The 26,538-nt window shown below is 70.2% G+C and carries 24 protein-coding genes and 1 pseudogene; 16 read left to right on the top strand and 9 right to left on the bottom strand.

What is annotated here, in order from left to right; translation table 11 throughout:
• The 3 genes from ACTIFU_RS10870 to ACTIFU_RS10860 form a co-directional block, all read right to left on the bottom strand.
• Nucleotides 1–3,826, bottom strand: a 3,826-nt coding sequence (locus tag ACTIFU_RS10870; protein ID WP_439578328.1) for a PAS domain S-box protein, incomplete at its 3' end; no start/stop codon positions are given.
• Between the two features lie 221 nt (nucleotides 3,827–4,047).
• Nucleotides 4,048–5,490, bottom strand: a complete 1,443-nt coding sequence (locus ACTIFU_RS10865; RefSeq protein ID WP_439578327.1) for an amidase — start codon at nucleotides 5,488–5,490, stop codon at nucleotides 4,048–4,050.
• Between the two features lie 44 nt (nucleotides 5,491–5,534).
• Nucleotides 5,535–6,434: a branched-chain amino acid aminotransferase gene (locus ACTIFU_RS10860; protein WP_439578326.1), complete on the bottom strand. Its 900-nt coding sequence runs from the start codon at nucleotides 6,432–6,434 to the stop codon at nucleotides 5,535–5,537.
• Nucleotides 6,435–6,566: 132 nt separating this feature from the next.
• Between ACTIFU_RS10860 and ACTIFU_RS10855 the strand changes: the two genes are divergently transcribed.
• Genes ACTIFU_RS10855 through ACTIFU_RS10845 form a run of 3 tightly spaced genes read left to right on the top strand, consistent with a single transcriptional unit; the run spans nucleotide 6,567 to nucleotide 9,158 of the window.
• Nucleotides 6,567–7,085 (top strand): MarR family transcriptional regulator, encoded by a 519-nt coding sequence (locus tag ACTIFU_RS10855; protein ID WP_439578325.1) that lies wholly within the window; start codon nucleotides 6,567–6,569, stop codon nucleotides 7,083–7,085.
• Between the two features lie 10 nt (nucleotides 7,086–7,095).
• On the top strand, nucleotides 7,096–7,809 hold the full coding sequence (locus tag ACTIFU_RS10850) for a response regulator (protein ID WP_439578324.1): 714 nt from the start codon (nucleotides 7,096–7,098) through the stop codon (nucleotides 7,807–7,809).
• Complete coding sequence (locus ACTIFU_RS10845; protein WP_439578323.1) at nucleotides 7,806–9,158, top strand: ATP-binding protein; 1,353 nt, start codon at nucleotides 7,806–7,808, stop codon at nucleotides 9,156–9,158. Before ACTIFU_RS10850 ends, ACTIFU_RS10845 begins: the two co-directional genes overlap by 4 nt.
• Here ACTIFU_RS10845 and ACTIFU_RS10840 read toward each other — a convergent pair.
• The 5 genes from ACTIFU_RS10840 to proC all read right to left on the bottom strand — a co-directional run bounded on the left by ACTIFU_RS10840 (nucleotide 9,142) and on the right by proC (nucleotide 14,660).
• On the bottom strand, nucleotides 9,142–11,262 hold the full coding sequence (locus tag ACTIFU_RS10840) for a TRAP transporter permease (protein WP_439578322.1): 2,121 nt from the start codon (nucleotides 11,260–11,262) through the stop codon (nucleotides 9,142–9,144). The genes ACTIFU_RS10845 and ACTIFU_RS10840 overlap by 17 nt on opposite strands.
• A gap of 1 nt (nucleotide 11,263) precedes the next feature.
• Complete coding sequence (locus ACTIFU_RS10835) at nucleotides 11,264–12,274, bottom strand: TAXI family TRAP transporter solute-binding subunit (RefSeq protein ID WP_439578321.1); 1,011 nt, start codon at nucleotides 12,272–12,274, stop codon at nucleotides 11,264–11,266.
• 350 nt (nucleotides 12,275–12,624) lie between these two features.
• Nucleotides 12,625–13,056: a phasin family protein gene (locus tag ACTIFU_RS10830; protein ID WP_439578320.1), complete on the bottom strand. Its 432-nt coding sequence runs from the start codon at nucleotides 13,054–13,056 to the stop codon at nucleotides 12,625–12,627.
• A gap of 128 nt (nucleotides 13,057–13,184) precedes the next feature.
• A complete protein-coding gene (locus tag ACTIFU_RS10825) occupies nucleotides 13,185–13,859 on the bottom strand; it encodes a TetR family transcriptional regulator (RefSeq protein WP_439578319.1) in 675 nt (224 codons plus the stop codon).
• 24 nt (nucleotides 13,860–13,883) lie between these two features.
• Complete coding sequence (gene proC / locus ACTIFU_RS10820; protein WP_439578318.1) at nucleotides 13,884–14,660, bottom strand: pyrroline-5-carboxylate reductase; 777 nt, start codon at nucleotides 14,658–14,660, stop codon at nucleotides 13,884–13,886.
• 79 nt (nucleotides 14,661–14,739) lie between these two features.
• Between proC and ACTIFU_RS10815 the strand changes: the two genes are divergently transcribed.
• From ACTIFU_RS10815 to ACTIFU_RS10770, 10 genes are all read left to right on the top strand, one after another.
• Nucleotides 14,740–15,315 (top strand): exopolysaccharide biosynthesis protein, encoded by a 576-nt coding sequence (locus tag ACTIFU_RS10815; RefSeq protein ID WP_439578317.1) that lies wholly within the window; start codon nucleotides 14,740–14,742, stop codon nucleotides 15,313–15,315.
• Between the two features lie 172 nt (nucleotides 15,316–15,487).
• Complete coding sequence (locus ACTIFU_RS10810; RefSeq protein ID WP_439578316.1) at nucleotides 15,488–15,832, top strand: hypothetical protein; 345 nt, start codon at nucleotides 15,488–15,490, stop codon at nucleotides 15,830–15,832.
• Nucleotides 15,757–16,128: a DUF1488 family protein gene (locus ACTIFU_RS10805; protein ID WP_439578315.1), complete on the top strand. Its 372-nt coding sequence runs from the start codon at nucleotides 15,757–15,759 to the stop codon at nucleotides 16,126–16,128. Before ACTIFU_RS10810 ends, ACTIFU_RS10805 begins: the two co-directional genes overlap by 76 nt.
• A gap of 539 nt (nucleotides 16,129–16,667) precedes the next feature.
• Entirely contained in the window at nucleotides 16,668–16,970 is a 303-nt protein-coding gene (locus ACTIFU_RS10800; protein ID WP_439578314.1) for a helix-turn-helix domain-containing protein, read from the top strand.
• 44 nt (nucleotides 16,971–17,014) lie between these two features.
• Nucleotides 17,015–19,027 carry a hydrogenase 4 subunit B gene (hyfB, locus tag ACTIFU_RS10795; RefSeq protein ID WP_439578313.1) on the top strand — a complete coding sequence of 671 codons (2,013 nt, stop codon included), beginning with the start codon at nucleotides 17,015–17,017 and terminating at the stop codon, nucleotides 19,025–19,027.
• Nucleotides 19,027–19,974 carry a respiratory chain complex I subunit 1 family protein gene (locus ACTIFU_RS10790; RefSeq protein ID WP_439578312.1) on the top strand — a complete coding sequence of 316 codons (948 nt, stop codon included), beginning with the start codon at nucleotides 19,027–19,029 and terminating at the stop codon, nucleotides 19,972–19,974. Before hyfB ends, ACTIFU_RS10790 begins: the two co-directional genes overlap by 1 nt.
• Complete coding sequence (locus ACTIFU_RS10785) at nucleotides 19,974–20,636, top strand: hydrogenase-4 component E (RefSeq protein ID WP_439578311.1); 663 nt, start codon at nucleotides 19,974–19,976, stop codon at nucleotides 20,634–20,636. The genes ACTIFU_RS10790 and ACTIFU_RS10785 overlap by 1 nt, the downstream gene beginning before the upstream one ends.
• Nucleotides 20,633–22,084, top strand: a complete 1,452-nt coding sequence (locus ACTIFU_RS10780) for a hydrogenase 4 subunit F (RefSeq protein WP_439578310.1) — start codon at nucleotides 20,633–20,635, stop codon at nucleotides 22,082–22,084. The genes ACTIFU_RS10785 and ACTIFU_RS10780 overlap by 4 nt, the downstream gene beginning before the upstream one ends.
• 33 nt (nucleotides 22,085–22,117) lie before the next feature.
• On the top strand, nucleotides 22,118–23,620 hold the full coding sequence (locus ACTIFU_RS10775; RefSeq protein ID WP_439578309.1) for a hydrogenase large subunit: 1,503 nt from the start codon (nucleotides 22,118–22,120) through the stop codon (nucleotides 23,618–23,620).
• Nucleotides 23,621–23,632: 12 nt separating this feature from the next.
• Complete coding sequence (locus tag ACTIFU_RS10770; protein WP_439578308.1) at nucleotides 23,633–24,166, top strand: NADH-quinone oxidoreductase subunit B family protein; 534 nt, start codon at nucleotides 23,633–23,635, stop codon at nucleotides 24,164–24,166.
• 244 nt (nucleotides 24,167–24,410) lie between these two features.
• Here the strand turns inward: ACTIFU_RS10770 and ACTIFU_RS10765 are convergent, their stop codons facing one another.
• The gene (locus tag ACTIFU_RS10765) at nucleotides 24,411–24,953 is read right to left on the bottom strand and encodes a hypothetical protein (protein WP_439578307.1); all 543 of its coding nucleotides are present in this window, start codon (nucleotides 24,951–24,953) and stop codon (nucleotides 24,411–24,413) included.
• Nucleotides 24,954–25,189: 236 nt separating this feature from the next.
• Between ACTIFU_RS10765 and hisF the strand changes: the two genes are divergently transcribed.
• From hisF to ACTIFU_RS10750, 3 genes and pseudogenes are all read left to right on the top strand, one after another.
• Nucleotides 25,190–25,963, top strand: coding sequence for an imidazole glycerol phosphate synthase subunit HisF (gene hisF / locus ACTIFU_RS10760; RefSeq protein ID WP_439578306.1), 774 nt, complete (start codon nucleotides 25,190–25,192; stop codon nucleotides 25,961–25,963).
• 7 nt (nucleotides 25,964–25,970) lie between these two features.
• Complete coding sequence (locus tag ACTIFU_RS10755; RefSeq protein WP_439578305.1) at nucleotides 25,971–26,369, top strand: phosphoribosyl-ATP diphosphatase; 399 nt, start codon at nucleotides 25,971–25,973, stop codon at nucleotides 26,367–26,369.
• A gap of 34 nt (nucleotides 26,370–26,403) precedes the next feature.
• A pseudogene (locus tag ACTIFU_RS10750) lies at nucleotides 26,404–26,538 on the top strand (histidine triad nucleotide-binding protein); the annotation flags it as partial.

Below are 26,538 nucleotides of genomic sequence, written 5' to 3'. Positions count from 1 at the left end.
CGAGTTCCAGCTCCGCGTCCAGCTCGGCGTAGGACCGATCGAGGTTGGCGTTCGCGCTCTCGATCGTGAGCACGCCGCCCTCCGGCATCGCGTCCCGCGCGTTGATGCAGAGATTGAGGATCGCACTTTCGAGCTGCGGCGGATCGATCAACGCGTGCCACAGCGACTCCGCGTGGACCAACCTGACCTGGATATGCTCGCCCAGCGTCCGGCGGAGCAGTCCCTGCATCCCGCGCAGCAGCGCGATGACGTCGGTCGCGCGCGGCGCGAGGGCCTGGCGGCGCGAGAAGGCGAGCAGCCGCCTGGTCAGTTCCGCCGCGTTCTCGGCCGCGTCCTGCGCGATCAGGGCGAGCGACTGCGCGGGCGGGTCATCCATCAGTTTCTGCGCGAGCAGCTCGGTGTTGCCGAGGATCACCGTTAGGAGATTGTTGAAGTCGTGCGCGATCCCGCCGGTGAGCTGCCCCACGGCGCGCAGCCGATCGGCCTGGCGCAGCGTCTCGCCGACACGCCGATCGTGCAGCATCCGACCGACATGCGTGGCGACGGCATCGATCAGCGCCCGATCCTCGGAGAGAAACGGGCTGCCCAGGCCCGGCTCGTCAGGCATCCGCTCCCGATAGCCGATCTCGACCACGCCGATCTCGTTGCCTTCCGACCGGATCGGGCTGGTCAGCGCCTGGACCGGCGGCTGCCAATCGGTGCTGTAGTACGAGGTGCCGTTGATCGTGATCCGGCCGACCGCGTGCTGATCATGCAGGAGGCTTGCCGGCAGGATCGCGACGATGTCCGCGCAGATGGCTTCGACCGACCGGGTGTCGGCGGTGGTCAGCTCGAGCACGCGATAGAGGCAGCGCAGCTCCTTGATGCGCTCCCGCAGGTCGCGCTGGAAGCGCTTGCGCGCGGTGATGTCGGTCATCCCGCCGACCAGCCGGGATGGCGTGCCGTCGGGGCCGAAGATCATCATGCCCCGATCCTCGATCTCTAGGACCGAGCCGTCCCTGTGCAGGAAGCGGTACTCGTCGGCCCAGCTCGCCTCGCGATGCTCGATCGCGTGCCGGAGTCCGGCGACGACCCGCTCGCGGTCGTCGGGATGGATCCGGCCGGTCCGGGACGAGGCATCAGGCTCCAGTTCGTCCGCAGACCAGCCGAAGGCCGTCTCGACATCCTCGCTCCACCAGACCCGGTCGGTCCTGAGATCCCAATCCCAGATCACGTCGGCGGTCACGCTCGCGACCGCCTGGAACCGGCTCTCGCTCTCGCGGAGGCGTGCCTCGGCCTGCTTCCGCTCGGAGATGTCCTGCAGCGCGCCCTGAACGGCGACGATCCGCCCGTTCTCGTCGCGCACCGCTTGGCCGATGCTGCGCACCCAGATGCGCCGCCCGGTCGCGGTGACGAGCTCGAGTTCGAGGTCCCAGGGCGAGCCGTCGACGGCGCAGACCAGGAAGGCGTTGCGGATCAGGTCGCGGTGCTCGGGCACGTAGAAGCGGAAACTCGCCTCGACAGTCGGAACCTGGCGCGGCGGCAGGTCGTGGATCGCGCTGACCTGATCCGACCAGGTCGTCTCGTAGCCCGGCAGGCGGACCTCCCAGCCGCCGAGCTGGCCGATCCGCGACGCCATCTGAAGCAGCGCCTGGCTGTGGCGCAGCTCGCGCTCGGCCATGGTCTGCCGCGTGATGTCCTCGGAGACCACGATCGCGCTGAGCGGGCGCCCGCTGGCATCGCGCCGCATCGAGACGCTGTTGCGCACCCACACCATGCCGCCCTGTTTGGTGCGGTAGCGCTTCTGCCGGACATAGCTCTGCCGCCTGCCGCTCAGCAGCTCCTCGCGCAACTCGCGCGTGTAGGGCAGGTCGTCTGGCGGCGTCAGGGTCTGGAGGTCGCCGCCGCGCAGCTCCTCGCGCGTGTAGCCGACGATGCGCGCGAATGCCTCGTTGACTTCCTGGATCTTTCCGTCAGGCGCGGCCACGACGATGCCGGTCGCCGCGTCGCGGAACGCCTCGCGGAAGGTCGCCTCGCTCGCGCGCAGCGCCTCGATGCTCCTGATCCGCTGCACGGCGAGCGAGACCAGCCGGGCGGCCCGGTCGACGATGCCGAGATCCTCGAGCCCGGGCGCTCGCGGGCTGTCGTAGTGCACTGCCAGCACTGCGATGGGCCGGCCGGCGGCATCGAGTGCGGGCGTCGACCAGCAGGCGCGCAGTCCGTGCGCGCGCGCGAGTTCACGGAACCCCGACCACAGCGGATCACTCTCGATGTCGGTCGAGATGACCTGACGGCGGTGGTGAATCGCTGCGCCGGCGGTGCCGACCTCGGGTCCGATGGCGGTTCCGGCCACCGCCTCCGAAAAGGCTGACAGGCGCGGCGCCGCGCCGTGGCGGAACCGCATCCCCTCCTCGTCGACCAGGAACACCGCGACGCGCGCCTCGGCGAGCGCCTCCTCGATCGCGAGGGCGATCCGCTCCAGCACCTCGGACAACCCCGCGCCCGCGGAGATCAGGTCGAAGATCTCGGTCTCGGCCTGCCGCAGGCGCTCGGCCCTCAGCCGATCGGACACATCCCGGAACGTCACCACCGCGCCGGCGATCGAACCATCGGCCCGCACCATGGGCGCGCAGACATACTCGACGGGGAAGCTCGATCCGTCCTTGCGGAAGAACACCTCGCCGTCCACGCGTCGGGTGACGCCGTCGCGCAACGACCGGAAGATGGGGCACTCCTCGACCGGATAGAGGCTGCCGTCCGCGCGATGGTGGTGGATCAGCTCATGGGAATGCCGACCGCGCGTTTCGTCCGCCGTCTGGCCGAGCATCGCCAGCGCGGCGGGGTTGTCGAACAGGACCCGCCCTTGCGCGTCGAGACCGTGAATGCCCTCTCCCATGGTCTCGAGGATCATCCGGCTCCGCTGCTGCTGCTCGATCAGCTCGGCTTCCGCGCTGCGGTGCTCCGTGATGTCGCGCGTCACGCTCAGCACCGCCTCGATCGATCCATCCGGTCCGCGAAGCGGCGCGGCGTGCGCGTCCATCCATCGCTCCGTGCCCTTCAGGCCAAGGAACCGGAACTGCAGCCGTCCGCTGCCGCCGTCGACGCAGCGGCGATGCAGGTCGAAGAAGGCGTCGCGGTCGTCGGCGTGGATCAGAGGCGCGATCGGCCGGCCGCGCACCGAGGCGAGCTCGTCTGCCTCCACCATGGCCAGCCCGGCCGGGTTCATGTCGAGCAGGTTTCCGTCGGGCGAAACGACCGTCACGCATTCCGGCTCGCTCTCGATGATCGCGCGCAGCCGGGTTTCGCTCTGGGTCCGGGCGTCCTGCACGTGGACGAGCGAGATGAGATCGGCGACGGCGACCGCGAAGGCCCGGTCGGCATCGGTCCAGGCGCGTGTGCCGCCGACATGTTCGAGGCACAGCACGCCGTAGAGCGCGCCCTCGGCGCGGATCGGCGTGTCCAGCAACGCGCCAACGCCGAGCGGGCGGAGGTAGCGCTCGGCCAGGCAGGCCGTGCGCGGGTCCGCGAGCGCATCCGCGGCAACGATGACGTCATCGCTGGCGATCGCATCGAAATAGGGCCGGTGGTCGTCGCGAAGCAGTTCGGCGCCCGCCTCATGGCGGTCGGCGGCTGCGTCGTAGGCGTCCTTGCAGATGATCGCGTCCCGCGCCGGCGTGAATGTCCACACGCCCGCCCGCGCGGCACCGACGGTTCGCGCGACCAGTTCCGTGGCCCGCCGGAGCGCGCTGCCGAGACCTCCCGGCTGGAGGAGCCCGATGCGCATCAGGTCCATCAGCGCCGCGAGCCGTTCGGCCTCGTTGTCGGGATGGTTGCGGGTGCCCTCCACGCCCTGGATCGCCGAGATGGCTGGAATAGGCCCGACCTCCGTCGCCAGTACCGCTCCGTCGCACCCGCCAAGCGCCGGGGGCGCATCGGGCTAGTTCGCTACACTATACAACCTAGTGGGGAATTTTCGAAGGAATGCCTCGCCGAAGGCGAGGGAGCCCAGGTGGCTCGCCGATTCCGTGTGGTCCGGCGCAGGCCGGCGGCGGGCGAGGCGCGCCTCAATCAGCCGTGGACGCGCAGCCCGGTGAGATCGGGCACCGGACGGGCGAGGTCCGGATCGGCGGCGAACAGGCGCTCGAGGGCGTGCGCGGCCCCGAGCGCGAACGCGTCGCCCTTCATCGGGCCGCAGATCTGCAAGCCGTACGGCATCCCGGTATGGTCGAGGCCGCAGGGGATCGAGACGCAGGGGTTGCCCATCAGCGTCAGTGCCGAGGTCAGACCCGAGGCGTGCATGTAGTTCTTCATCCGCTCGCCGTTGATCTCGGTGACGTTGCGCTGTTCGACGGCGGTCGGCGTGATGGGCTGGCCGGGCGTGATCAGCAGGTCATACGCGTCGAACAGGCGCTGGAAGGAGCGGTAGAGCCGCGTGTGCTCGGCATGCGCCCAGGCGATCTGCTCGGCCGTCATCGCCAGGCCGGCCTCGACATTGGTGACGATGTTCGGGCCGAGCTGGTCGCGGTGCGTCCGGTAGCGCTCGTGATGCGCGGCGATGAAGGAGATCCCGCGCAGGGTCCAGAACACGTCGAGCGCGCTCTCCAGGCCCGGGTCGTGCCGCTCGCAGCGCGCGAAGGCGGAGGCGAAGCGCGCGAGCCGTGCCTCGAACACCTTCCGGATGCCGTGCTCCACGGGCGCCCAGCCGAAATCGACCGAGACGGCGACCCGGAGGCGGGACAGGTCGACCTCCGGCAGATCACGGAAGTCGCGCGTATCGACCTGGTAGGAGAGCGGGTCGGTGACGTCGTAGCCGGCCATGACAGAGAGCATCAGCCCGCAGTCCTCGGCGGTGCGGGCCATCGGCCCCTGGACGCTGAAGTTGGTGTAGCCGATCCGGCGCCGCTCCGAGGGCACGAGCCCGGTGGTCGGGCGGATGGCCGTCACGCCGCTGAAGGTGGCGGGCTTGCGCAGGGATCCGCCGCTGTCGGAGCCGGTGCAGAGCGGCATCATGCCGCAGGCCAGCGCGACGCCCGAGCCGCCGGAAGAGCCGCCGCAGGCGCGCGAGACGTCGAAGGCGTTGCGGGTGTAGCCGTGCACCGGGTTGACGGTGGTGTTGCCGCCGGCGCCGAACTCTGGGGTGGCGGTCTTGCCGAGCACGATCGCGCCGGCGCGCCGGAGCCGCGCCACCAGCAGCTCGTCCGTCTCGGGGATGTGGTCGCGGTAGAGCGGCGAGCCGTAGGTCGTGACCAGTCCCTCGGTGTCGTTCAGATCCTTCACGCCGAGCGGCAATCCGTGCAGCGGAGGCAGGTCGTCGCCGCGCATCACGGCTTCGGTGGCGTCGCGTGCCTCGGCGCGGGCACGTTCGCAGCAGGTGGCGACGACGGCGTTGACGGCCGGGTTCACCTGCTCGATGCGGGCGATGCAGGATTCGAGCAGTTCGCTCGGGGAGAGCCGCTTGGCGCCGATCAGGCGTCGAGCCTCGACGGCGGAAAGGTCGCAGGGTTCCGTCATGCGGGGGGCTGGGGGAACCCGCGTGGTCCCCCCAGAGGTTCCTCCTACGCCGCGATCCTGGCGACTTCCTCGGGCGGGAGCCGCACGGTGCGGTCGTAGTCCTTCAGCAGCGTCTCGGTGATCTGTCCCGGGGTGAACCTGTGCTCGCCGATCTCGGCCACCGGTGTGACCTCCGCGGCGGTGCCGGTGAGGAAGCACTCGGTCGCCCTGGCCATCTCCTCGGGCATCATCGCGCGCTGCACGACCGTCATCTGCCGGTTCCGCGCGAGTTGCATCACCGTCCGGCGCGTGATCCCGTCGAGGAAGCAGTCCGGCTCGGGCGTGTGGATCGCACCGTCGATAACGAAGAAGATGTTCGCTCCGGTCGCTTCGGCGATCTGGCCGCGCCAGTCGAGCATCAGCGCGTCGGCGTAGCCCTTCGCCTCGGCGGCGTGCTTGTTCAGCGTGGCGATCATGTAGAGCCCGGCGGCCTTCGCCTGGGTCGGCGCGGTACGCGGGTCCGGCCTGAGCCACTGGCCGATGTCGAGGCGAATGCCCTTCATGCGGTCGTCGCCGAAATAGGCGCCCCAGGACCAGACGGCGATGGCGAGATGGATCGCGTTCTTCTGGCCCGAGACCCCCATCATCTCCGAGCCGCGCCAGACGATCGGGCGGACATAGGCGTCGGCAAGACCGGAGGCGGCGAGCGTGACCTTGGTCGCCTCGTCGATCTGTTCGACCGTCCAGGGCAGCTGCATGTCCATGATCCGCGCGCTGTCGACGAGGCGCTGGGAATGCTCGTGCAGCTTGAAGACGTGGCCGCTATAGGCGCGTTCGCCCTCGAACACGGCGGAGGCATAGTGCAGCGCGTGGGTCAGCACGTGCAGCTTGACCTCGCGCCAGGGGCGCAGGACACCGTCGTACCAGATCAGGCCGTCGCGATCGTCGTAGGGGACCAGGGCCATGGGGCGCATCCTCGCAACTTTGTTTCGTCTTGCGCGGCTGCCGCGCAACGGTCTCGACGCTACGGGCGGCGCCGTGATATGTCAATGATACTGCCCTAACTCGACTCGGAAACCCTGGGGAGACGCCACTGCATGGATACGCGCGGCACGGCCGGGCTGTTGTTCCTGCGCGAGGAGGAGATCCGCCTCGCCATGGAGCTGCTGTTCTACGGCTACCGGGACTTCACCGCCGGGCCGGACGCGATCCTGGAGGAGCTGGGGATGGGGCGGGCGCATCACCGGGTGCTCTACTTCGTCGGCCGGCACCGCGGCATCACCGTCTCGGAGCTGCTGGCCATCCTGGCGATCACCAAGCAGTCGCTCGGGCGGGTGCTGAAGCCGCTGATCGACGGTGGCTACGTCACGCAGACGCCGGGGCGGTCGGACCGGCGCCAGCGGCTGCTCGCGCTCACGCCCGAGGGCGAGGTGCTGGAGCGGCGGCTGTTCGAGCGGCAGCGCGAGACGCTCGCCCGCGCCTTCCGCGAGGCGGGCGGGGCGGCGGTGGAGGGGTTCCGCAAGGTGATGCTCGGCCTCATGGAGCCGGAGGCGCGCGCGCGGCTCGCCGGTCGGCTGGCGGTGCCGCTGCAGCGGCCGGCGGGGAAGGTCGCGTAGGGACGCCGCCATGCCTGCGGCCCCGCGCGAGGCGGTCGGGACGGACGCGCCGCACATCCTGGTGGTGGACGACGATGCACGGCTGCGCGAGCTGCTGCGGCGCTATCTCGCCGGCGAGGGGTTCCGCGTGACCATTGCGGCGGATGCGGCGGAGGCGCGCGAGCGGCTCGCCGGGATCGCCTTCGACCTGATCTTGCTCGACGTGATGATGCCGGGCGAGAACGGACTCGCGCTGACCGAGGCGCTCCGGCGCACGCACGACATCCCGATCGTGCTGCTGACCGCGCGCGGCGCGCCGGAGGACCGGATCTCCGGGTTCGAGCACGGTGCGGACGACTACCTCGCCAAGCCGTTCGAGCCGCGCGAGCTGCTGTTGCGGATCAGAACCATCCTACGCCGCGCCGCCGCTGCGCCGAGCCAGGCGGAGGGGCCGGTGGTGCTCGGCGAAGCGGTGTTCGACCCCGAGCGCGGCACGCTCAGCCGTGGCGCCGAGACGATCCGGCTCACCGGCGGCGAGGCGGCGCTGCTCGCGGCGCTGGCGCGCCGCGCCGGCGAGATCCTGACGCGCGAGGACATCGCCGCCGCCCTTGGCCAGGCGGATGCCGGCGAGCGCGCGATCGACGTGCAGGTGACGCGGCTCCGGCGCAAGATCGAGCCCGACCCGCGCGAGCCGGTCTTCCTCCAGACGGTGCGCGGCCGGGGCTACGTGCTGAAGCCGCGATGATGCGTCTCGCCGGGACACTGAAGCGCCTGCTGCCGCGCTCGCTGTTCGGGCGCAGCGTGCTGATCATCGTCATGCCGCTGATCCTGCTGCAGGCGGTCGCGCTGCAGATCTTCTACGGCACGCACTGGGAGGTGGTCTCGCGCCGGCTCGCCGCCGCGGTCGCGGGCGATGTCGCGCTCGCGGTCGAGATGCTGCGTCGCTTTCCCGATGGCGTGGACCAGGACTGGCTCGCACGGGAGATGCTGACCCGCACGGAACTCGCGATCCGCTTCGCCGACGGCGAGATCCTGCCCGCCGATCCGCCCGACGTGATCCAGGGCCCCGCGGAGGCGGAGCTGCGCGCTGCGCTGGCCGAGCGGGTGCGCCTGCCGTTCCGCATCGACTGGTCCGGGCGCGCCGAGCGCGAGGTGCAGATCCGTGTCCAGCTGCCCGAGGGCGTGCTGCATGTGGATGCCCCGGCCAAGCGGCTGTTCACCGGAACGGTCACCGTGTTCGTGCTCTGGCTGATCGGCTCGGCACTGATCCTGTTCGCGATCGCGGCCGTGTTCATGCGCAACCAGGTCAAGCCGGTGCGCAGGCTCGCGCTCGCCGCGGATGCATTCGGCAAGGGCCGCGATGTCGGCCCGATCAAGCCGGAGGGGGCGGACGAGGTGCGCCAGGCGGCAGCGGCGTTCAACCTGATGCAGGAGCGGTTGCGCCGCTTCCTCGCGCAGCGCACCGAGATGCTGGCGGGGGTCAGCCACGATCTGCGCACGCCGCTGACGCGCATGCGTCTGGCGCTGACGATGCTCGGTACCCGCAAGCCGGACGAGGCGGAGGAGCTTGCCGCGCTCGGCGAGGACATTGCCGAGATGGAACGGATGATCGAGGGCTATCTTGCCTTCGCGCGCGGCGAGGGCACCGAACAGGCGCAGCCGACCGATCTGGCGGTTCTGCTCGCCGACATGGCGGAGAAGGCACGCGCCGCCGGCACCGAGGTCGAGCTGACGGCGCCTGCGCCGCTCGTGCTGCCGCTGCGTGCCGACGCGATGCGTCGCTGCCTCGGCAACCTCGTCGACAACGCCCGCCGGCATGCGCGGCATGTCTGGCTCGCGGCCGAACGGGTCGTGCGCGGCGGCGGCGAGGTGGTGCAGATCACGGTCGATGACGACGGACCGGGGATTCCGGCGGAGCAGCGCGAGGAGGCGTTCCGGCCGTTCGTGCGTCTCGGTGGCGGGCGGGGCGGGGGCAGCCATACCGGCCTGGGCTTGACGATCGCGCGCGACATCGTGCGCGCCCATGGGGGCGAGATCGCGCTCGAGGACAGCCCACAGGGCGGGCTCAGGGCGCGGATCAGGCTCCCGGCGTAGCGGCCGCGACCGATGCGGCGCGGCGCGCCTTGACCAGGTTGAGCCCCATCAGCGCGACGAACACCACGATCGCGATCCAGTTCACGAGCTGACCGAACGGCACGATCAGCACGAAGCCGGCGACGCCGAGCACACCGCGCTCCACCAGGTTGAGGCGTGCCTCGGCAAAGCCCTCGATCGCGGCCGAGAGCGCGTAGATCCCGGGCAGCGCGAAGGCGGCGATCGCGAGCTGTACGGTCGGGTCGGAGGAGAGGAACGGCTGGTAGGCGAAGATCAGCGGGATGAAGTAGAGCGACTTCGCCAGGCGCCACGCCACCATGCCGGTGGCGAGCGGGCTCGCCTTGGCGATCGCGGCGGCGGCGTAGGCGGGGATGCAGACCGGCGGCGTGACGTTGCTGTCCTGGCTGAGCCAGAAGATGATCATGTGCGACGACAGCAGTGCAAGCGCGGCCGCACCCGGTGTGAGCGTCGCGTCGATCACCTGGCCACGCATCTCGGGCGGGAAGGCGGCAAACAGCCGCGCCGCCTCTGCGGCCGCCATCGTGCTTCCGGGCGACGGCAGGGTGACATCGGGGGCGACCAGCATCGCGAGCGTGCGCGCGATGTCGGGAATGGTCCCCGCCGCGAAGGCCGCGCGCACCGCGTCGCCCAGGATCATGTCCGACAGCGCCGGGGCGGACAGCGTCGCGAGCACGACATAGGACGCGGTGACCGGGAGGGCTGCGCCCAGGATCAGCGAGGCGATCGCGATCAGGACGAGCGCGATCGCGACGGAGCCGCCTGCCCAGCGCTCGATCATGATCGAGAACACGTTGCCGAGGCCGGTGGTCGCGACCGCCGAGATCATCACGCCGATGCCGACCAGCAGTACCGCGGTCGGCGCCATCGTGCGCGCCCCCAGGGCGAGCGCCTCGACCACCCGGCGCGGCCCCATCGGCATGTCGGAGGCCCAGGACACCACGACGACCGTCGCGGTGGCGGCCCCCGCCGAATAGGCCGGGCCGATGCCGGTGAACAGCAGGTAGAGCAAGACCGTGAACGGGATCAGGAACGGCAGGCCCCGCCGGCGCACGGTCTCCCACAGCGGTGGCGCGTCCTCATCGACGAAGCGGATGTCGTGGCGCCTGGCATGGATGCGCACGCCGAACGCAACGCCACCGAAATAGACGAGCGCAGGAATGGCCGAGACCGCCGCGATCGTCAGGTAGGGGATGCCGGTTATCGACGCCATGATGAAGGCGCCCGCGCCCATGATCGGCGGCAGGATCCCGCCTCCGGTACTCGCCGCGGTCTCGACCCCGGCAGCGAAGTGCGGCTTGAAGCCGGCGCGGATCATCAGCGGGATCGTGACCGCTCCGGTGGACGTGACGTTCGCCACGGCCGAGCCCGAGATCGTTCCCGACAGCGCCGATGCGATCACGGCGACGAAACCGGGCCCACCCTGCAGCCGCTTGGCGATCGCGCGGCCGATGTCGAGCACGAACCGGTCCGCGCCCGACACCTGCAGGAACGCGCCGAAGATGATGAACATCGTCACCAGATTCCACGAGATCTGGGCGATGTTCCCGAACATCCCGTCGTCGGAATAGAAGACGCGGAACAGCGTGATTTCGAGCGAGAGTCCCGGGAAGCGCAGCACGCCGTCCAGCCACGCGCCCCAGGTCGTGACATAGGTGAAGGCAAGGATGCAGAGGACGGGCACCACCCAGCCGGTCGTGCGGCGGATCATTTCCAGCGCGATCACGGGTGCGGCGATGGTGAACACCCAATCGTACCATAGGAACTTGCTGCCACGGGCGTAGAACGAGTCCTCGCCGAGAAACAGATAGAACGCGCAGCCGATCGCCATCAGCGCGATCGCGATGTCGGCCGCGTAGGCGAGGGCGCCACGCGCGCCGCCGCCGCGCATAAGGGGCCACGCCATCGCGCCGATCGTGGCGAAGCCTGCGAAATGGATCACGCTGGCGCGGAGTTCGCTGACCAGGCCGAAGGTGTTCAGCCAGAGGTGCCAGGCGGCGAGCGCCGCGCCGAACCAGAACGCGAACTGCGCGGCGAGGCTGCCCTCGCCGCGCAGGTCAGCGTCCTGACGACGTGACGCCGTCACGTCAGGCGGCGCGCAGCCGCTCGGGGATCGCTATGCCCTTCTCGGTGTAGTAGCGCGCCGCACCCGGGTGCACCGGGTTCACCATGCCGTCGAGCGCAGTCTCAAGCTTCATCTCGCGCGTCGCGGCATGGATGCTGTTCAGGAACGGCAAGTTCTCGAAGATCGCCTTGGTGATCTCGTAGACGTCGTTCTCTGGCACCGCAGCATTGCAGGCCAGGAAGTTCGGCTGTGTGATCGTGCGGATGTCCTTGGCCACATTCGGGTAGGTGTTCGCCGGAATGATCCGTGCCGTGTAGAGACCGGTGCCGCCATCCGCCTTCTTCGCCTGCTCGTCGGTGAACTCGAGGATCGAGAACTGGTCGCCCGCGCGGGCGAAGATCTGTGTCACCGCCGCGACCGGGATGCCGCCACCCGGATTGGCGCCGTCGATCTGCCCCGCGATCAGCGCCTCGGCGGTCGGGCCGAAGCCGAGGTAGACCAACTCGAAGGTCTGATCCGGGTTGATCCCGCTGTTGGCGAAGATGAACCGGTTCGAGAACTCCGTGCCGGAGTTGCGCGCGGACATCGAGAAGCGCCGGCCCCGCATGTTCAGCAGGTCCTCGAAGGTGCCGGTGCGGACGAAGCTGTTGCGCAGCACGACGTGCTCGGTGTTGCCCCACACGCCGCAGATGGAGCGCAGGTTCCGCTGCGGCCCGTCCGACTGCACGGGTCCCGACCCGTCGCGCCCATAGAGGCCGAACAGGCCCTGGAGGATCGCGAACTGCGCTTGGTTCTCGCGCAGGAGCCGGATGTTCTCGCCCGACCCGGCCGAGGAGATCGCCGACATGTCGATCCCCTTGCTGGCCTGCAGGCGCACCTTGGTCAACGTCGCGAGGGCAACGCCAACGGGATAGTAGGTGCCGCCGATGGTCGCTGTGGCCAGGATGTAGCTGCGGCCCTGCTGTGCGCGCACGACAGCGGGAGCGGCCAGCGCGCCGGCGCCGGCGAGCAGAAGTGAACGACGAGCAATCATAGGTAGAGCCTCCCGGTAACGGTGCTTGCGCCGCGCCTGACAAAGCGCAGCTTAACCTTCTACCTAATGCGAGGCCGGGGCGGAGGCAACCTCGGCGCGCCGGTTTCTCGGCCCGATGTTTCGGGCCTGGCCGGCGGTGGCCGCGCCTGCCGTCAGACCGTCGGCGCGGCCAGCACCCTGGCGCCGGCGAGCAGGAGGGAACGGCGAGCGATCATGGATCGGGCCGCCCGCGTCCGACCGAGCGGCCGCCGTTCGCCCCGGCGGCAGCGCCGCCCTTCCGTAGCGTTGTGGCCTAGGCGTGCCGCGCCGCGAGGCAACGGCGCGGCACGATGGAGCCGGCAGGCGACCGGTCAGCTCTTCGCCTTCTCCATCATGGCCCGCACCTCGTCGAGCGCCTCGGAGACGCGGCGGTTCAGCACGCCAAGCGTGTCGCCGGACATCTTCTGCACCATGTCCTGCAGCTCGCGCATGTTCTGCATCGCCTTCTCGTATGTCGCCTTCATCAGCTCGGCCTGCCTGGCGGCCTTGGCCTGCGGCGCCTCAGCCGAAGCGATTGCCTTCATCGCATCGGTCATGTCGGCGAGCGACTGCTGCATGATCTCCATGTTGCGCTTCGCCACCGCCTGCATGCCTTCGAGCGCGAGCTTGTTCGCGGTCGAGAACGTCTCGATGTTGCGCCGCTGGGCCGCGACCAGGGCCTCGACATCCACCTGCGGCAGCTTGAACTCGGCCATCATCTTCGTGACATCCATGTCGAACATGGTCTCGGGCTTCTTCGCCATTGTGGTTCGTCCTTGCGGTTCACGTCAGGGGAGCGACCGGCCCCTGCCGGGGAAAGCCGTCCTCGTGCCCGGCTTTAGCCCTGCATATGTCCGTAGGTCAAACGGTTTTGTGCAGTGCAGCAGAAACCTCAATCAACGGCGTCGGGCTCGCTCCCGGCGCCGAGGGGCGAGCCCGGCTCCGTCCCCGCGGCGGGCGGCGGCCCAGACTCGGGCCGCTTCCGGCCGCCGAGCAGCGGTTCGAGCGTCTCGGCCAGGCTCTCGGCGCGGGTCAGTGCCTTGTCGAGCGCGGCCATGGTGGCGGAGAAGTCGGCCGTCTCGTCGGTCTCCCAGGTGCGGAACACCGCCACCCAGACCGCGAGCAGCCCCTTCGCACGCAGCATTCCGAGCGGACCGTTGGCCGGGATCCCGGCAGCCTCGAGCATCCAGCGCATCGAGGCCAGCGCGGCAGGGAAACGGCACGCCAGCGCGACCGGATCAGCGCTGATGCCGTGCCAGCATGCCAGCACGCCGGCGCGATGCTGCGCGAGCGCGTCGAACCGGCGCATCAGCACGTCGAACAGCCGGTCCTTTGGCGTGTCGGCTTCGCTCGCCGGTGCGGTGCCGGCAAGCACCGTGGCATCCACCACGACGCCGAACCGGTCGAGGATCGCGGCGCGATCCTCGAACCGCGCTCGCAGCCCGGCGAGCGTCGTGCCGGCCTCGGCCGCGACCGCCGGCAGCGTCGTGCCGCGCCAGCCCTCGCGCGCCGCTACCCGCATCAGCGCGGCCGTGACGTCCCGGTCGAAGGCGTCGATCCCGTCCATGGCGATCACATGGGGGCGGGCGGCTCAGCCCGCCAGTTCGCGCGAGCGGCGCGTGGCCTCGGCGACCGCGCGGCGCATGAGCTCCGGGACACCGCCCTCGGCCATCAGCACCGCGAGCGCGGCGGCGGTGGTGCCGCCCGGACTGGTGACGTTCCTGCGCAGCTGCGCCGCGTCCTCGGCGCTGGCCGCGAGCAGCGCGCCTGAACCGGCGACGGTCTGGCGCGCGAGCCGTCGCGCGAGTGCGGCCGGCAGGCCCTGCGCGATGCCGGCCGCCTCCATCGCCTCGGCGAGCAGGAACACATAGGCCGGCCCGCTGCCCGACACCGCGGTCACGGGGTCCATCAGCGCCTCCTCCTCGACCCACGCGACCGCGCCGATCGCGTCGAGCAGGCCGGTGCAGAGCGCCCGCTGCGCCCCGGTGACGCCAGGTCCGGGGCAGGCGACCGCGATGCCCTGGCGCACGGCCGCCGGCGTGTTGGGCATGGCGCGCACGACCGCTGCCCCGTCGCCCAGCAGGGCGCGCATCCGGCTGATCGTCCGGCCTGCCATGATCGACAGGAACACCGCCGAACCGGCGAAGCGCGCGTAGTCCGGCAGGACCGCGTCCGCCTCCTGCGGCTTCACCGCCAGCACCACCGCGGCGGGGCGCAGGCCGCCGGGCAGCGCATCGGGGGTTGCCACGGCGCCCGATGGCGCATGGGGGCCAGGCTCGACCACCGCCACGCTGCGCCCGGCTTCGAGCCAGCCCGCGCGCATCGCCCCGCCCATCCTGCCGCAGCCAACCAGAAGGATCGTTTCCATGGACGCAAGAAGACCAAGTGCGGGGGGACTGCGCTAGCCCCCTATCCGGCTCCGGCATCCGCCGTGTGTAGACTTCAGCATGGCCGAGGTGGCGCGCGTCCCGACATCGATCCTGCTCGAAGGGCTTATGCATGAGGCCCCGTGCGGGACCGTCAGCCTCGGCTGGGTGGTCGATCGGCTCGGCCCGCGCTCGTTCGGCCTTGTACTGCTGCTTCTGGGCCTGCTCGCCCTTCTGCCGGGCATCGCGATCGCAGCCGGGCTGCTGCTGGCCATCCCCGCCTCGCAGATGCTGCGCGGCCACGCGGCACCCGTGTTCCCGCAGCGCCTCAGCGCGCGCGGGCTGCCGACGCAGCGCCTTGTCGCGCTGATCCAACGCGCGCTGCCGGTGCTTCGCGCCATGGAGCGGGTGATGCGCCCGCGCTTCGCAACACCGTTCCAGACGACCAAGCGCCTGGTCGGCGCGCTGATGCTCCTGCTCGGCGCGCTGCTCCTGGCGACACCGGTGCCGCTCAGCAACATTCCCTATGCCGTGGCGATCATCCTGGTGGCTGTCGCGTATCTCGAGGAGGACGGGATCGTCCTCTGCATCGCTCTCGGTGCCACGAGCCTCGCCTTTGCAGCCGGCGCCGCCGTGATCTGGATGACGCTGCTCTGAACCCGTCACCACGGTGTGCCGGCACGCCGATGTAATCATGCCGTGGCGTCACCATCTGTCGACCGGAGAGATCGGCTGACGCGACAAGCCTCCGGTTCCGATCCCGGCCCCGAAAATGATGAAGGCACGGAGCACGGCGCGAACCGCCGTGAATAGCCACAAGGAGGCTGCGATGGCGATCAACGAAAAGCCGCGTGCTGACAGATTGCGCAATCGGTGGGACCGCAACCGGCCGATCATCTATGCTCTCGGGATCGGGATGATGCTTGGGCCGCTGGTGTCGAGCTTCGCCGGATACCAGGTGCGCAGCAGCACTGCCGAGGCGCGCGTGCACGCCGCGGTTGTCGAGCAGCAGGCGCAGTTCTGTGAAGAGCGTGCTCGGGCGGCGACCGCCGAGACGGGCCGGCTGGACTGGAACCGCGGCTACGAGCTCGCGCGTCAATGGGCGAGGATGCCGGGCGCCGCATCCGTCGACAGCGACGCGGTACAGGCCTGCGTACGGCGGCTCACCGCATGACGCGGCATCCGCGCTGGGATGGCGCGCGCGTGACCTTCGAGATCGTTGCGGACGGGCGGACGGTCGCGTGCGCGATCTCGCGCAGCGCGCTGCAGGACCTGTCCGGCCAGCGGCGGTTCAAGCCGGCTGAGTTGCTGGCGTGCTTTGCAGCCGCGCAACCTCGCATCGAAGCGATCGTGCGGGCCAAGCTCCGGGAGCGACCCGATGATGTCGACGGTGTGCTCCATGTCTGGTCGGATGACATCGACGACCCGCCGCCTGCCGACGCGCCCGTCGCGGCCGCGCTGAGGCGCTAGGTCGGGCGCCTTGCCGTCCGTTTTGCCTATGCCGCTCGTGCGGAGTCCGCCATCGCGGTAGCTGACGCCGGCGCGGGACTGCTGCTGTCCGCAGCACGAACCGGAATGCCTTGGCGCATTGCCCCCGCCAGCGGCCGCGACGTCTACCCTGGCCTTGGAGCTGTCGTACGAGATCGCGTCGGCGCCCCGACGTTCGAAGGGCGCGTCAAGGCGGCGACGGTCGTCTCGATGCGGTCCCGCGGATTGGCGGTCCGGCCGGCACGAGACGCGCAGTCGCGCGGACTCGCGCGCCGGCTCCCCTCCTGAGGACTCCCGCCGGTCGGACCCGCCATCCCCGGGGAGGGCCGGATCCGCCGCGGCCGCGCGGCCTCCAGACCCGGGGCTTCCGTTCCCGGGTGGGGCTCGAACTCGGTGCGGACCGTGACGCTCCTGGCACGCGTCCTGGTTTGGCTCACATCGATATTTAGATACTTCACATATCATAAAGTATGCTGCATATATGAATTTGGATTGATAAGCTAGGACAGCATAGGGGCTCCATGATCACCCCGGCCCAGTTGCGCGCCGCCCGGGCGCTGCTCGGCATCGACCAGCGCCAGCTCGCGGAGCTCGCGGGCCTGTCGGTGCCGACCGTCCAGCGCATGGAGGCTTCCAGCAGCGGGGTCATCCGCGGCAACGTCGACTCGCTGATGAAGCTGGTCGCCGCCCTCGATGCGGCGGGCATCGAGCTGATCGGTGACGGCATGCCCAGCGCGGGCGGCGGACGCGGCGTGCGCCTGCGGTCGCCACAACCTCCATCGACGCCGGGACAGTCGGATCCCGCGCGGGCCGGACCGCAATGACGTCGCGCGAATCCGTCGCGCCGGCGCGCTAGATGGCGCCCGAGATGTCGGTCCAGATCGCCCTCTGGTCGGTGGGTGCGCTGCTCGGAACGGCGGTGCTGGGCGTGCTGCGGCCGCGTGCACCCGAGGCGCGGCCGCTCGTCTATGGCGCCTGCCTCGCCGTGTCGGCGATCTCGTTCGCGTCGGCGCTGGCGCAGCTGCTCGGATGGGCCGGGCCCCCCGCGGCGCTGACACTGCCGCTCGGCATTCCCTGGATCGGCGCCAACTTCCGCGTCGACGCGCTGGCCGCGTTCTTCCTCCTGTTGATCAACCTGGGCGGCGCGATGGCAAGCCTCTACGGCCTCGGCTACGGCCGGCACGAGGAGGCACCGCAGCGCGTGCTGCCGTTCTTCGCGGCATTCCTCGCCGGCATGAACCTGGTCGTGCTCGCTGATGACGCGTTCACCTTCCTGTTGTCCTGGGAATTCATGTCGCTCGCGTCCTGGGCGCTCGTGATGGCGCACCATCGGGCGGCGGAGAACGCACGCGCCGGCTATGTCTATCTGGTGATGGCGAGCTTCGGCACGCTGGCTCTCCTGCTGGCGTTCGGCCTGCTTGCCGGCGCCGAGGGCGGCTACACCTTCGGTGCGATGCGCCGGGCCACCCACGCATCGTGGGTCGCGCCGCTGGTGCTGGTGCTGCTGCTGCTGGGGGCGGGCTCCAAGGCTGGCATCGTGCCGCTGCATGTCTGGCTGCCGCTCGCGCATCCGGCCGCGCCAAGCCACGTCTCGGCGCTGATGAGCGGCGTCATGACCAAGGTCGCCGTCTACGGCTTCATCCGCGTCGTGTTCGACCTGATCGACGCGCCGTCATGGTGGGCTGCCGCGATCCTGCTCTTTCTCGGCGGCGCGACCGCCGTGCTCGGGATCCTGCACGCGCTGATGGAGCGCGACCTCAAGCGCCTGCTTGCCTACTCGACGATCGAGAACATCGGCGTCATCTTCGTCAATCTCGGTCTCGCCCTGGCGTTCCAGGCCAACGGCTTCGACGGCGCGGCCGCTCTCGCGCTCACCGCGGCGCTGTTCCACGTACTCAACCATTCGCTGTTCAAGGGCCTGCTGTTCTTCGGCGCAGGTGCCGTGCTCAGCGCGACCGGTGCGCGCGACATGGACCGGCTCGGCGGGCTGATCCACCGGATGCCCGTCACCGGGTTCGCCTTCCTGGTCGGCTGCGTGGCGATCTCCGCGCTGCCGCCGCTGAACGGCTTTGTCTCCGAGTGGCTGACGTTCCAGGCGATCCTGCTGAGCCCGGACCTGCCGCAATGGGGCCTGAAGGTCATGGTGCCCGGGGTGGGCGGGGTGCTGGCGCTCTCGGCAGCGCTGGTGGCGGCCTGTTTCGTCAAGGCGTTCGGCGTCACCTTCCTTGGCCGGCCGCGCTCCGCGTCCGCGGCGACCGCGCACGAGGTTGACCGGCTCTCGCTCGGTGCGATGGGCGTCTTCGCGGTCCTCTGCCTGCTGCTCGGCATCCTGCCCGGCCTGATCATCGATGGCCTGGCGCCGGCCGTCTCGTCCCTGGTCGGCGCGCGCATGCCGGTGCAGATCCATGAACCGTGGCTGTCGATCGTGCCGGTCGCCGAGAGCCGAAGCTCCTATAACGGGCTGCTGGTATTCGCCTTCATCGCGGCCTCGGCCACGCTGGCCGTGCTTGCCATCCACCGCTTCGCCTCGCGTGCGCTCCGTCGCGCGCCGGCCTGGGATTGCGGCTTCCCGGATCCGAGCCCGGCCACCCAGTACACCGCGGTCAGCTTCGCCCAGCCGATCCGACGCGTGTTCGGTGCGGCAGCGTTCCGTACCAGCGAGCAGGTGCAGATGCCGCCGCCGGGCAGCGTGGAGCCCGCGCGGCTGGTGGTCGAGACGCGGGATCTCATCTGGGACGGGCTCTACGCGCCCGTGACCCGGGCGATCGGCGTGATCGCCGAGCGCCTGAACGTGTTGCAGTTCCTGACCATCCGGCGCTACCTGAGCCTCGTCTTCCTGGCGCTGGTCACGCTCCTGCTGGTGCTCGCGCTGTGGCCGTGATGCTCGACCTCCTGGTGCAGGGCGCGCAGATGGCGCTGGTCCTGCTGCTCGCGCCCCTGCTGACCGGGACCGTGCGCACGGCGAAGGCGCGGCTGCTGCGCCGGCGGGGGCCTTCGGTGATCCAGCCCTATCGCGACCTGCTGCGGCTGCTGCGCAAGGAGGCGGTGATCGCCGAGACGGCGTCGTGGCTGTTCCGCGTCGCACCCTATCTGATCTTCGCCGCGACCTGGGTCGCGGCCGCGCTCGTGCCGACCTTCGCGACCGGCCTCACCTTCAGCTGGACGGCCGACCTGATCGCGATCATCGCCCTGCTCGGCAGCGCGCGCTTCTTCCTGGCCCTCGCGGGCATGGATGTCGGCACGAGCTTCGGCGGGATCGGGTCGAGCCGCGAGATGCTGATCGCCTCGCTCGCCGAGCCGGCCATGCTGCTCGTGGTGTTCACGGTGGCGCTGGTCGCCGGATCGACACAGCTCTCGACCGTCGCAGCCTTCATGGCTTCGCCGGAGGTCGGGCTTCGCGTCTCGCTCGGCCTCGCGCTGATCGGCCTCGTGATCGTGGCGATCGCCGAGAACGCCCGCATCCCGGTGGACAATCCCGCCACCCATCTCGAGCTCACGATGGTGCACGAGGCGATGGTGCTTGAATACTCGGGCCGGCATCTGGCGATGATCGAGTTCGCCACGTCGCTCAAGCTGCTGCTCTACCTGTCCCTGATCGCCTGCCTGTTCGCTCCTTGGGGGCTGGCCGGGCCGGATGCTGGCCTCGCCAGCGCGGCGGTGGGACTTGGCGCCTATCTCGGCAAGCTGCTGGTCGGCGCCTGCGCGCTGGCGCTGTTCGAGACCTCGATCGCGAAGATGCGGGTGTTCCGCGTGCCGGACTTCCTTGGCGCCGCGCTCATGCTCGGCCTGCTCGGCACCCTTCTGCTGTTCGTCTCGCGGAGCCTGTGATGGGCGGTCTCGCCTTCGACATCGCCCATCTGCTCGCGGGCGGCCTCGTCCTGGTCAGCTTCATGATGCTCTACCAGGACCGACTCTACGCCCTGCTCAACATCTTCGCGCTGCACGCCCTGGTACTTTCGCTCTCGGTCGCCTGGCAGGCGTTCATCCAGGATGCGCCGCATCTCTACATCACGGCGACGATCGCACTCGGGTTCAAGGCGATCGTCATCCCGGTGGCACTCCATCGCATCATCCAGCGCCTCGGCATCCATCGCGAGATCGAGACCGTCATCGGCATCGGCCCGACCATGCTGGCCGGTATGGGGCTGGTCGCGCTTGCGGTCTCGGTGATGCTCCAGGTCACGCCTGAGGCCGATCCGCTCGCGCGCGAGGATCTCGCCTTCGCGCTCGCGGTCGTGCTGCTCGGCCTGCTGACCATGGTGACGCGGCGCAACGCGGTCAGTCAGGTGGTCGGTTTCATGTCGCTGGAGAACGGCCTGATCCTGGCAGCGACCGGCGCCAAGGGCATGCCGCTGGTGGTGGAGATCAGCGTCGCCTTCTCGGTGCTGATCGCCTTCATCGTGATCGGCATCTTCCTGTTCCGCATCCGCGAGCGCTTCGACACCGTGGATGTCAGCGCGCTCGACCAGCATCGCGGAGACCGGCGATGAGCCTCGCCGCGTCAGACGCCGCGACCGCGATCCTGCTGATCCCCCTCGGGGCGGCCGCCCTGCTCGCGCTGCTGCCGGGCTATCTGCTCACCGCCCGGCTCAACGTGCTGGCGACCCTGCTGACGCTGCTTGCCGCCCTGGCGCTGCTGACCGGCGACCGGCCGGAGCCCGGTGTCTACCTGCTGATCGACGATCTCAACATCGTCTTCATCGTGCTCAACACGTTTGTCGGCTTCACGACCAGCGTGTTCAGCGCGAGCTACATCGCACACGAGATCGAGATCGGTCGGCTGCCGCGGAGCTATCTTCGTTTCTATCACGCGATGTACCAGGCGCTGATGTTCGGCATGAACCTCGCGCTGATCGCGAACAACATCGGGCTCATGTGGGTCGCGATCGAACTTGCCACCCTCACCACCGTGCTGATGGTCGGCATCTACCGCACGCACGAGGCGCTGGAAGCGGCGTGGAAGTACTTCATCCTGGGCAGCGTCGGCATCGCGCTCGCACTGTTCGGCACGATCCTCGTCTACATGGCCGCGCATCCCGTGATCGGCGAGGGCCTCAACGCGATGGTCTGGACGACCCTGATCGAGCGGGTCGCCGCGTTCGATCCCGCGCTGCTCAACGTCGCCTTCGTATTCCTGCTGCTCGGCTACGGCACGAAAGTCGGCCTTGCACCCCTCCATGCCTGGCTGCCGGACGCCCATGCCGAGGGGCCGACGCCGATCTCGGCGGTGCTGTCGGGCCTGCTGCTGAACGTCGCGCTCTACGCGCTGCTGCGGTTCAAGCTGCTGCTGGCGGCGAACCCGGCTGCCATCGCGGCGGGAACACTGATGGTCACGATGGGCCTGACCTCGCTCGTGTTCGCGGCGTTCATGCTGTACCGCCGGCGCGACATCAAGCGCATGTTCGCCTACTCGTCGATCGAGCACATGGGCATCATCGCCTTCGCCTTCGGCATGGGCGGCCCGCTCGCCAATTTCGCAGGGCTCCTGCACATGGTGATGCACAGCCTCACCAAGTCGGCGATCTTCTTCGCGGTCGGCCACATCGCCCAGGTGAAGGGCACGCAGAAGATCGCCGATATCCGCGGCCTGACCGAGAGCCATCCGCTGCTCGGCTGGGGTCTGGTGGTGGGCGTGGTCGCGATCGCGGGCCTGCCGCCGCTCGGCATCTTCATGAGCGAGTTCCTGATCGTGACCTCGACCTTCGCGCGCGCGCCGCTGCTGGCGATCCCGCTCGTGCTCGGCCTGCTGGTCGCGTTCGGCGCGCTGCTGCTGCGTCTCAACGGGCTGGCGTTCGGCGAGCCGCATGGCAGCACCGCGCCGGTGGAAGCCTCCTACGTACCGATGGTCGCGCACCTCGCGCTGGTGCTGGCGGCCGGGCTCTATCTGCCGCCGCCTCTGGTCGCCTGGTTCCAGCATGTTGCCGGCATCCTTAGATGATGCGCGGCAGGTGAGAGCGGGAGCACGCCAGCGATGCCGCGCCTCCTCGAGCTGATCCAGCAGGGCCGGCCGGTCGCCGCGCACCGCCCGTGGCCGCGCGCCGCCGTCGATCCGCCGGCGTGGCGGGTCGCCGCGGACCAGCTGGCGGCCGGACACGGCACGCTGCTCGGCCTCTGGGGCGAGGCGCGATGCGTCCACATGGCCCTGCTCGACGAGCCTGGGCGCGTGGTCGGCGTGCTCAGCCTCGACTGCGCCGACGGCCGCTATCCGTCGATCGGCGCGCACCATCCGTCGGCGATCCGGCTGGAGCGCGCCGCGCGCGACCTGTTCGGCCTCCAGCCGGACGGCCTGCCCGATCCGCGGCCGTGGCTGGACCACGGACGCTGGGACCTGCGTCATCCGCTCGGCGTGCGAACCGAGCCGGAGCGCACCGCCTACGCGTTCCTGCCGGCCGAGGGCGAGAGCCTGCACCAGATCCCCGTTGGCCCGGTGCACGCGGGGATCATCGAGCCCGGCCATTTCCGCTTCACCGCGAGCGGCGAGACGGTCGTGCGGCTGGAGGAGCGGCTCGGTTACGTCCACAAGGGCATCGAGGGGCTGATGACCGGCGCCACGCTCGATCAGGCGGCCAGACTTGCGGGTCGTGTCTCGGGCGACAGCACGGTCGCCTATGCCCTGGCCTTCGCGCGCGCAGCGGAAGCGGCGCTGGCGCTTGACATACCGGCACGCGCGCACTGGCTCCGCGCGCTGATGACGGAGCTCGAGCGCCTCGCCAACCATCTCGGCGATATTGGTGCGATCTGCAACGACGCCTCGTTCGGCCTGATGCATACCCAGTGCGGCGTCCTGCGCGAGCAGGTGCTGCGCGCGAGCGCGGTCTGCTTCGGGCACCGTCTGATGCGCGACCGGATCATCCCGGGCGGTGTCGGCAGCGATCTCGGCGGGGACGGCCGCGCGGCACTGCGCGGCCTGATCGCCGCCGTCCGGCAGCGCTTCCCCGCGCTGGTCGAGCTCTACGACAACACCGCCTCGCTGCAGGATCGCACCGTCGGCACCGGTATCCTTCAGGCCGGCCTCGCGCGCCGGTTCGGTGCCGGCGGGTTCGTCGGTCGCGCGTCAGGACGGCACTTCGACGCGCGCCGGCAGCCGGGCTATCCGCCCTACGACCGCCTGGAGTTCGATGTGCCGGTGCTGGAGGCAGGCGACGTCAACGCGCGCGTCTGGATCCGCATCCGCGAGGTCGAGCAGAGCCTCGCGCTGATCGAGCAGATCCTCGCCGCGCTGCCGGGTGGCGCTGTGTGGAGCGATCGGCCTCAGTCCGCGGGCGAGGGCCTCGCGCTGGTCGAGGGGTTCCGCGGCGACGTGCTCGTTTGGTTGCGGCTGGGCACGGACGGCCGGATCGAGCGCTGCCACCTGCGCGACCCGTCGTGGTTCCAATGGCCGCTGCTGGAGGCGGCGATCGAGGGCAACATCGTCGCCGACTTCCCGCTCTGCAACAAATCGTTCAACTGCTCGTACTCCGGGCATGACCTTTGAAGGCGTGGCGCGATGCGCAAGCTGCTGTTCGAGAGCCTCATCCATCTGCCGCTCACCGAGCCCGCGCCGTCCGCCGATGACGCGGCGCTCGCCCGTATGGCCGATGCGCTCGGCCGCGCGGCACGGCGCCGTCTCGGCCGCAGCCTCGCGGTCCGCGAGGTTGATGCCGGCTCGTGCAACGGCTGCGAACTGGAGATTCATGCGCTGAACAACGCCTACTACGACATCGAGCGGTTCGGGCTGCGCTTTGTCGCCTCGCCGCGGCACGCGGACGTGCTCCTGGTGACGGGGCCGGTGACGAGGAACATGCGCGAGGCCCTGGAGCGGACCTACGTCGCGACGCCCGACCCGAAGTGGGTGGTCGCGGTGGGCGACTGCGCGCTGGACGGCGGCTGCTTCGCCGGGAGCTATGCCGTCGTTGGCGGGGTCGACTCGGTCATCCCGGTCGATCTCAGCGTCCGTGGATGTCCGCCGGCACCGATCGAGATCCTGAGAGGCATGCTGGCGCTGCTCGATTCGGCATCGGCTCGGACGGCATCCGGTTGATGCGAGGTCGGGGAGGGGCGGATCGGGAGGCGACGATGCAGGGGCGGCGCGCATCGCGCCGCCTGTCGGTCAGGGGGTCGACGGATGCATCGGAGGCGTCCGCGTCCGGCGCGCGCGTCGAGGGCCGTCCGCCGATCGCGCTGCGCCCGGCGATGGTATCGAGACCGGTTCAAGCTGGCGGGGTGCGCATCTCGCCTGTCCACCGGCTCCCGCTGCCGTTCGCCGGGCACGTCGCTGCCAGCACTCATCCCCGCCCGACCGCGCGCTGCACTCGCTCCGCGAGCTCAAGCACCGTCTCGGACTCCGGGGCGCGGCGCACCAGCTCGTTGAGCGCATCCATCAGCCGCGCCGCCCAGGCCTGCCGCAGCTCCGCCGCCGCCTCTGCACCCGGACGTGCGTCCAGCACCGCCAGCGCCTCGCGCACACTCTCGGCCGCCACGCCCTTGAGCCTCGGCTCCAGCGCGCGAAGCTGCTCCGCCGCCCCGGCCAGCGCGCCGACCGTGAACTCCGTTCCGAACGTCATCGTCGGGCCGACGCCGAGCGCAGGGCCGCTCGTCTCGATCGCCACGCGCCCGCCCGTCCGCGCCGGCTCCGCGAGCACCTCAACCCCGCCCCACACCAGCTTCACCGCGTCCGCCGCGTCCAGTTGCGCCATCAGCCCCGGCAAGGCCCCGCGATCGATCCCGACCGCATCCGCCAGACCCTCGACGTCCGCCGTCGAGAGCTGCGCCCCGGCGCGCCTCGCCTTCACGCGGAGCGCACCGAGCAGTATCGCCGCCTGATCCATGGCCGTCCTCCTGACCGCAGACAGTATCGACAGCGTAACCCGGCCTGCCCTGTGCCGGTGAGGGATCATTCTCCATATTCGGCCCCGCCGGCTCGACAACTCCAATGCATCATCCGGTCCCACCGGAGCGCTGCGCCGCAGTCCTACGACCGTCGTCGTTTTTTCGTTTGCGTGCCCAAGTCCTGAGGCGCAGAAGGCGCGGTCGCGACACATGAGGAAGGAGTCGCCCCGAGTCGATGCTGACGGTCAGGATCATGCCCTGCCTCGACGTGAAGGACGGACGGGTGGTCAAGGGTGTCAACTTCGTCGACCTGCGCGACGCCGGCGACCCGGTTGAGCAGGCACGCGTGTACGACGAAGCAGGCGCCGATGAGCTGACGTTTCTCGACATCACCGCCTCTTCCGACAACCGCGACACCATCCTCGACGTGGTGGCCCGCACGGCGGCCTGCGTGTTCATGCCGCTCACCGTTGGCGGCGGGGTGCGCTCGGTCGAGGACATCCGCAGGCTGTTGCTCGCCGGCACGGACAAGGCGTCGATGAACTCCGCCGCGGTGGCGCGCCCCGACCTGATCAACGAGGCCGCGCGCAAGTTCGGCAGCCAGTGCATCGTCGTCGCGGTCGACGCCAAGCGCGCCGGCCCCGGGCGCTGGGAGGTGTTCACCCATGGCGGAAGGCGCGGCACCGGGCGGGACGCGGTCGTGTGGGCGCGCGAGGCGGCCGAACGCGGCGCCGGCGAGATCCTGCTCACCAGCATGGACCGCGACGGCACCGGCGAGGGCTTCGACCTCGACCTCACCCGCGCGGTCGCCGCGGCGGTGCCGGTGCCGGTGATCGCCTCGGGCGGCGTCGGCCTGCTCGATCACTTCGTCGAAGGTGCACGCGCCGGGGCCACGGGATTGCTCGCGGCGAGCGTGTTCCACTTCGGCACCTTCACGGTCGCCGAGGCCAAGGCAGCGCTCGCGGCGGCGGGCCTGCCGGTGCGTCCTGCCCCGGCGCTGGCGGCGTGAGGCGGCCATGGGCAGGCCCGCCAAGGCGGTGAAGAAGCCGCCGGTTCCGGACGGCACGATCCTTGACCGGCTGTTCGCCACTGTGGAGCAGCGCAAGGGCACGGACCCGGCGCTCTCGCACTCCGCCCGGCTGCTCTCGCGCGGCACCGCCAAGGTCGCGCAGAAGCTCGGCGAGGAGGCGGTCGAGGCGGTGATCGAGACCACCCGTGGCAATCGTGACGGCGTGATCGCTGAGAGCGCCGACCTGCTCTACCACCTCATGGTGGTCTGGGTGGACGCCGGCATCCGCCCCGAGACGGTCTGGGCCGAACTGGAACGTCGCCAGGGCACGAGCGGCATCGCCGAGAAGGCCGCGCGCGCCCAGCCCGTGGTCCGCCGGCTGCCAGGCACCAAGAAGGTGTGGTAGGCGGGACGCTCCGTCGATCTGCCGGAGCTTCGCGATGCCTGTCAGCGGCCTGCCGCCCTACGACCCCTCGAACATCTTCGCGCGCATCCTGCGCCACGAGGTGCCGTGCCAGAAGGTGCACGAGGACGAGTGGACCTTAGCCTTCCACGACATCAACCCGCAGGCGCCG

It is taken from the genome of Elioraea sp. (assembly GCF_051860475.1).
GTDB lineage: Bacteria > Pseudomonadota > Alphaproteobacteria > Acetobacterales > Acetobacteraceae > Elioraea.
This window is presented reverse-complemented; position numbering and strand designations above follow the sequence as displayed.

What these genes read in the sequence shown, in the direction of transcription:
- ACTIFU_RS10845 (WP_439578323.1), top strand. Translation starts at nt 7,806, where the DNA reads ATGATGCGTCTCGCCGGGACACTGAAGCGCCTGCTGCCGCGCTCGCTG.
- ACTIFU_RS10815 (WP_439578317.1), top strand. Translation starts at nt 14,740, where the DNA reads ATGGCCGAGGTGGCGCGCGTCCCGACATCGATCCTGCTCGAAGGGCTT.
- ACTIFU_RS10850 (WP_439578324.1), top strand. Translation starts at nt 7,096, where the DNA reads ATGCCTGCGGCCCCGCGCGAGGCGGTCGGGACGGACGCGCCGCACATC.
- ACTIFU_RS10865 (WP_439578327.1), bottom strand. Translation starts at nt 5,490, where the DNA reads ATGACGGAACCCTGCGACCTTTCCGCCGTCGAGGCTCGACGCCTGATC.
- ACTIFU_RS10765 (WP_439578307.1), bottom strand. Translation starts at nt 24,953, where the DNA reads ATGGATCAGGCGGCGATACTGCTCGGTGCGCTCCGCGTGAAGGCGAGG.
- ACTIFU_RS10810 (WP_439578316.1), top strand. Translation starts at nt 15,488, where the DNA reads ATGGCGATCAACGAAAAGCCGCGTGCTGACAGATTGCGCAATCGGTGG.
- ACTIFU_RS10785 (WP_439578311.1), top strand. Translation starts at nt 19,974, where the DNA reads ATGGGCGGTCTCGCCTTCGACATCGCCCATCTGCTCGCGGGCGGCCTC.
- ACTIFU_RS10825 (WP_439578319.1), bottom strand. Translation starts at nt 13,859, where the DNA reads ATGGACGGGATCGACGCCTTCGACCGGGACGTCACGGCCGCGCTGATG.
- ACTIFU_RS10805 (WP_439578315.1), top strand. Translation starts at nt 15,757, where the DNA reads ATGGGCGAGGATGCCGGGCGCCGCATCCGTCGACAGCGACGCGGTACA.
- ACTIFU_RS10860 (WP_439578326.1), bottom strand. Translation starts at nt 6,434, where the DNA reads ATGGCCCTGGTCCCCTACGACGATCGCGACGGCCTGATCTGGTACGAC.
- ACTIFU_RS10780 (WP_439578310.1), top strand. Translation starts at nt 20,633, where the DNA reads ATGAGCCTCGCCGCGTCAGACGCCGCGACCGCGATCCTGCTGATCCCC.
- ACTIFU_RS10775 (WP_439578309.1), top strand. Translation starts at nt 22,118, where the DNA reads ATGCCGCGCCTCCTCGAGCTGATCCAGCAGGGCCGGCCGGTCGCCGCG.
- ACTIFU_RS10835 (WP_439578321.1), bottom strand. Translation starts at nt 12,274, where the DNA reads ATGATTGCTCGTCGTTCACTTCTGCTCGCCGGCGCCGGCGCGCTGGCC.
- ACTIFU_RS10800 (WP_439578314.1), top strand. Translation starts at nt 16,668, where the DNA reads ATGATCACCCCGGCCCAGTTGCGCGCCGCCCGGGCGCTGCTCGGCATC.
- ACTIFU_RS10790 (WP_439578312.1), top strand. Translation starts at nt 19,027, where the DNA reads ATGCTCGACCTCCTGGTGCAGGGCGCGCAGATGGCGCTGGTCCTGCTG.
- ACTIFU_RS10755 (WP_439578305.1), top strand. Translation starts at nt 25,971, where the DNA reads ATGGGCAGGCCCGCCAAGGCGGTGAAGAAGCCGCCGGTTCCGGACGGC.
- ACTIFU_RS10770 (WP_439578308.1), top strand. Translation starts at nt 23,633, where the DNA reads ATGCGCAAGCTGCTGTTCGAGAGCCTCATCCATCTGCCGCTCACCGAG.
- hyfB (WP_439578313.1), top strand. Translation starts at nt 17,015, where the DNA reads ATGTCGGTCCAGATCGCCCTCTGGTCGGTGGGTGCGCTGCTCGGAACG.
- hisF (WP_439578306.1), top strand. Translation starts at nt 25,190, where the DNA reads ATGCTGACGGTCAGGATCATGCCCTGCCTCGACGTGAAGGACGGACGG.
- proC (WP_439578318.1), bottom strand. Translation starts at nt 14,660, where the DNA reads ATGGAAACGATCCTTCTGGTTGGCTGCGGCAGGATGGGCGGGGCGATG.
- ACTIFU_RS10830 (WP_439578320.1), bottom strand. Translation starts at nt 13,056, where the DNA reads ATGGCGAAGAAGCCCGAGACCATGTTCGACATGGATGTCACGAAGATG.
- ACTIFU_RS10855 (WP_439578325.1), top strand. Translation starts at nt 6,567, where the DNA reads ATGGATACGCGCGGCACGGCCGGGCTGTTGTTCCTGCGCGAGGAGGAG.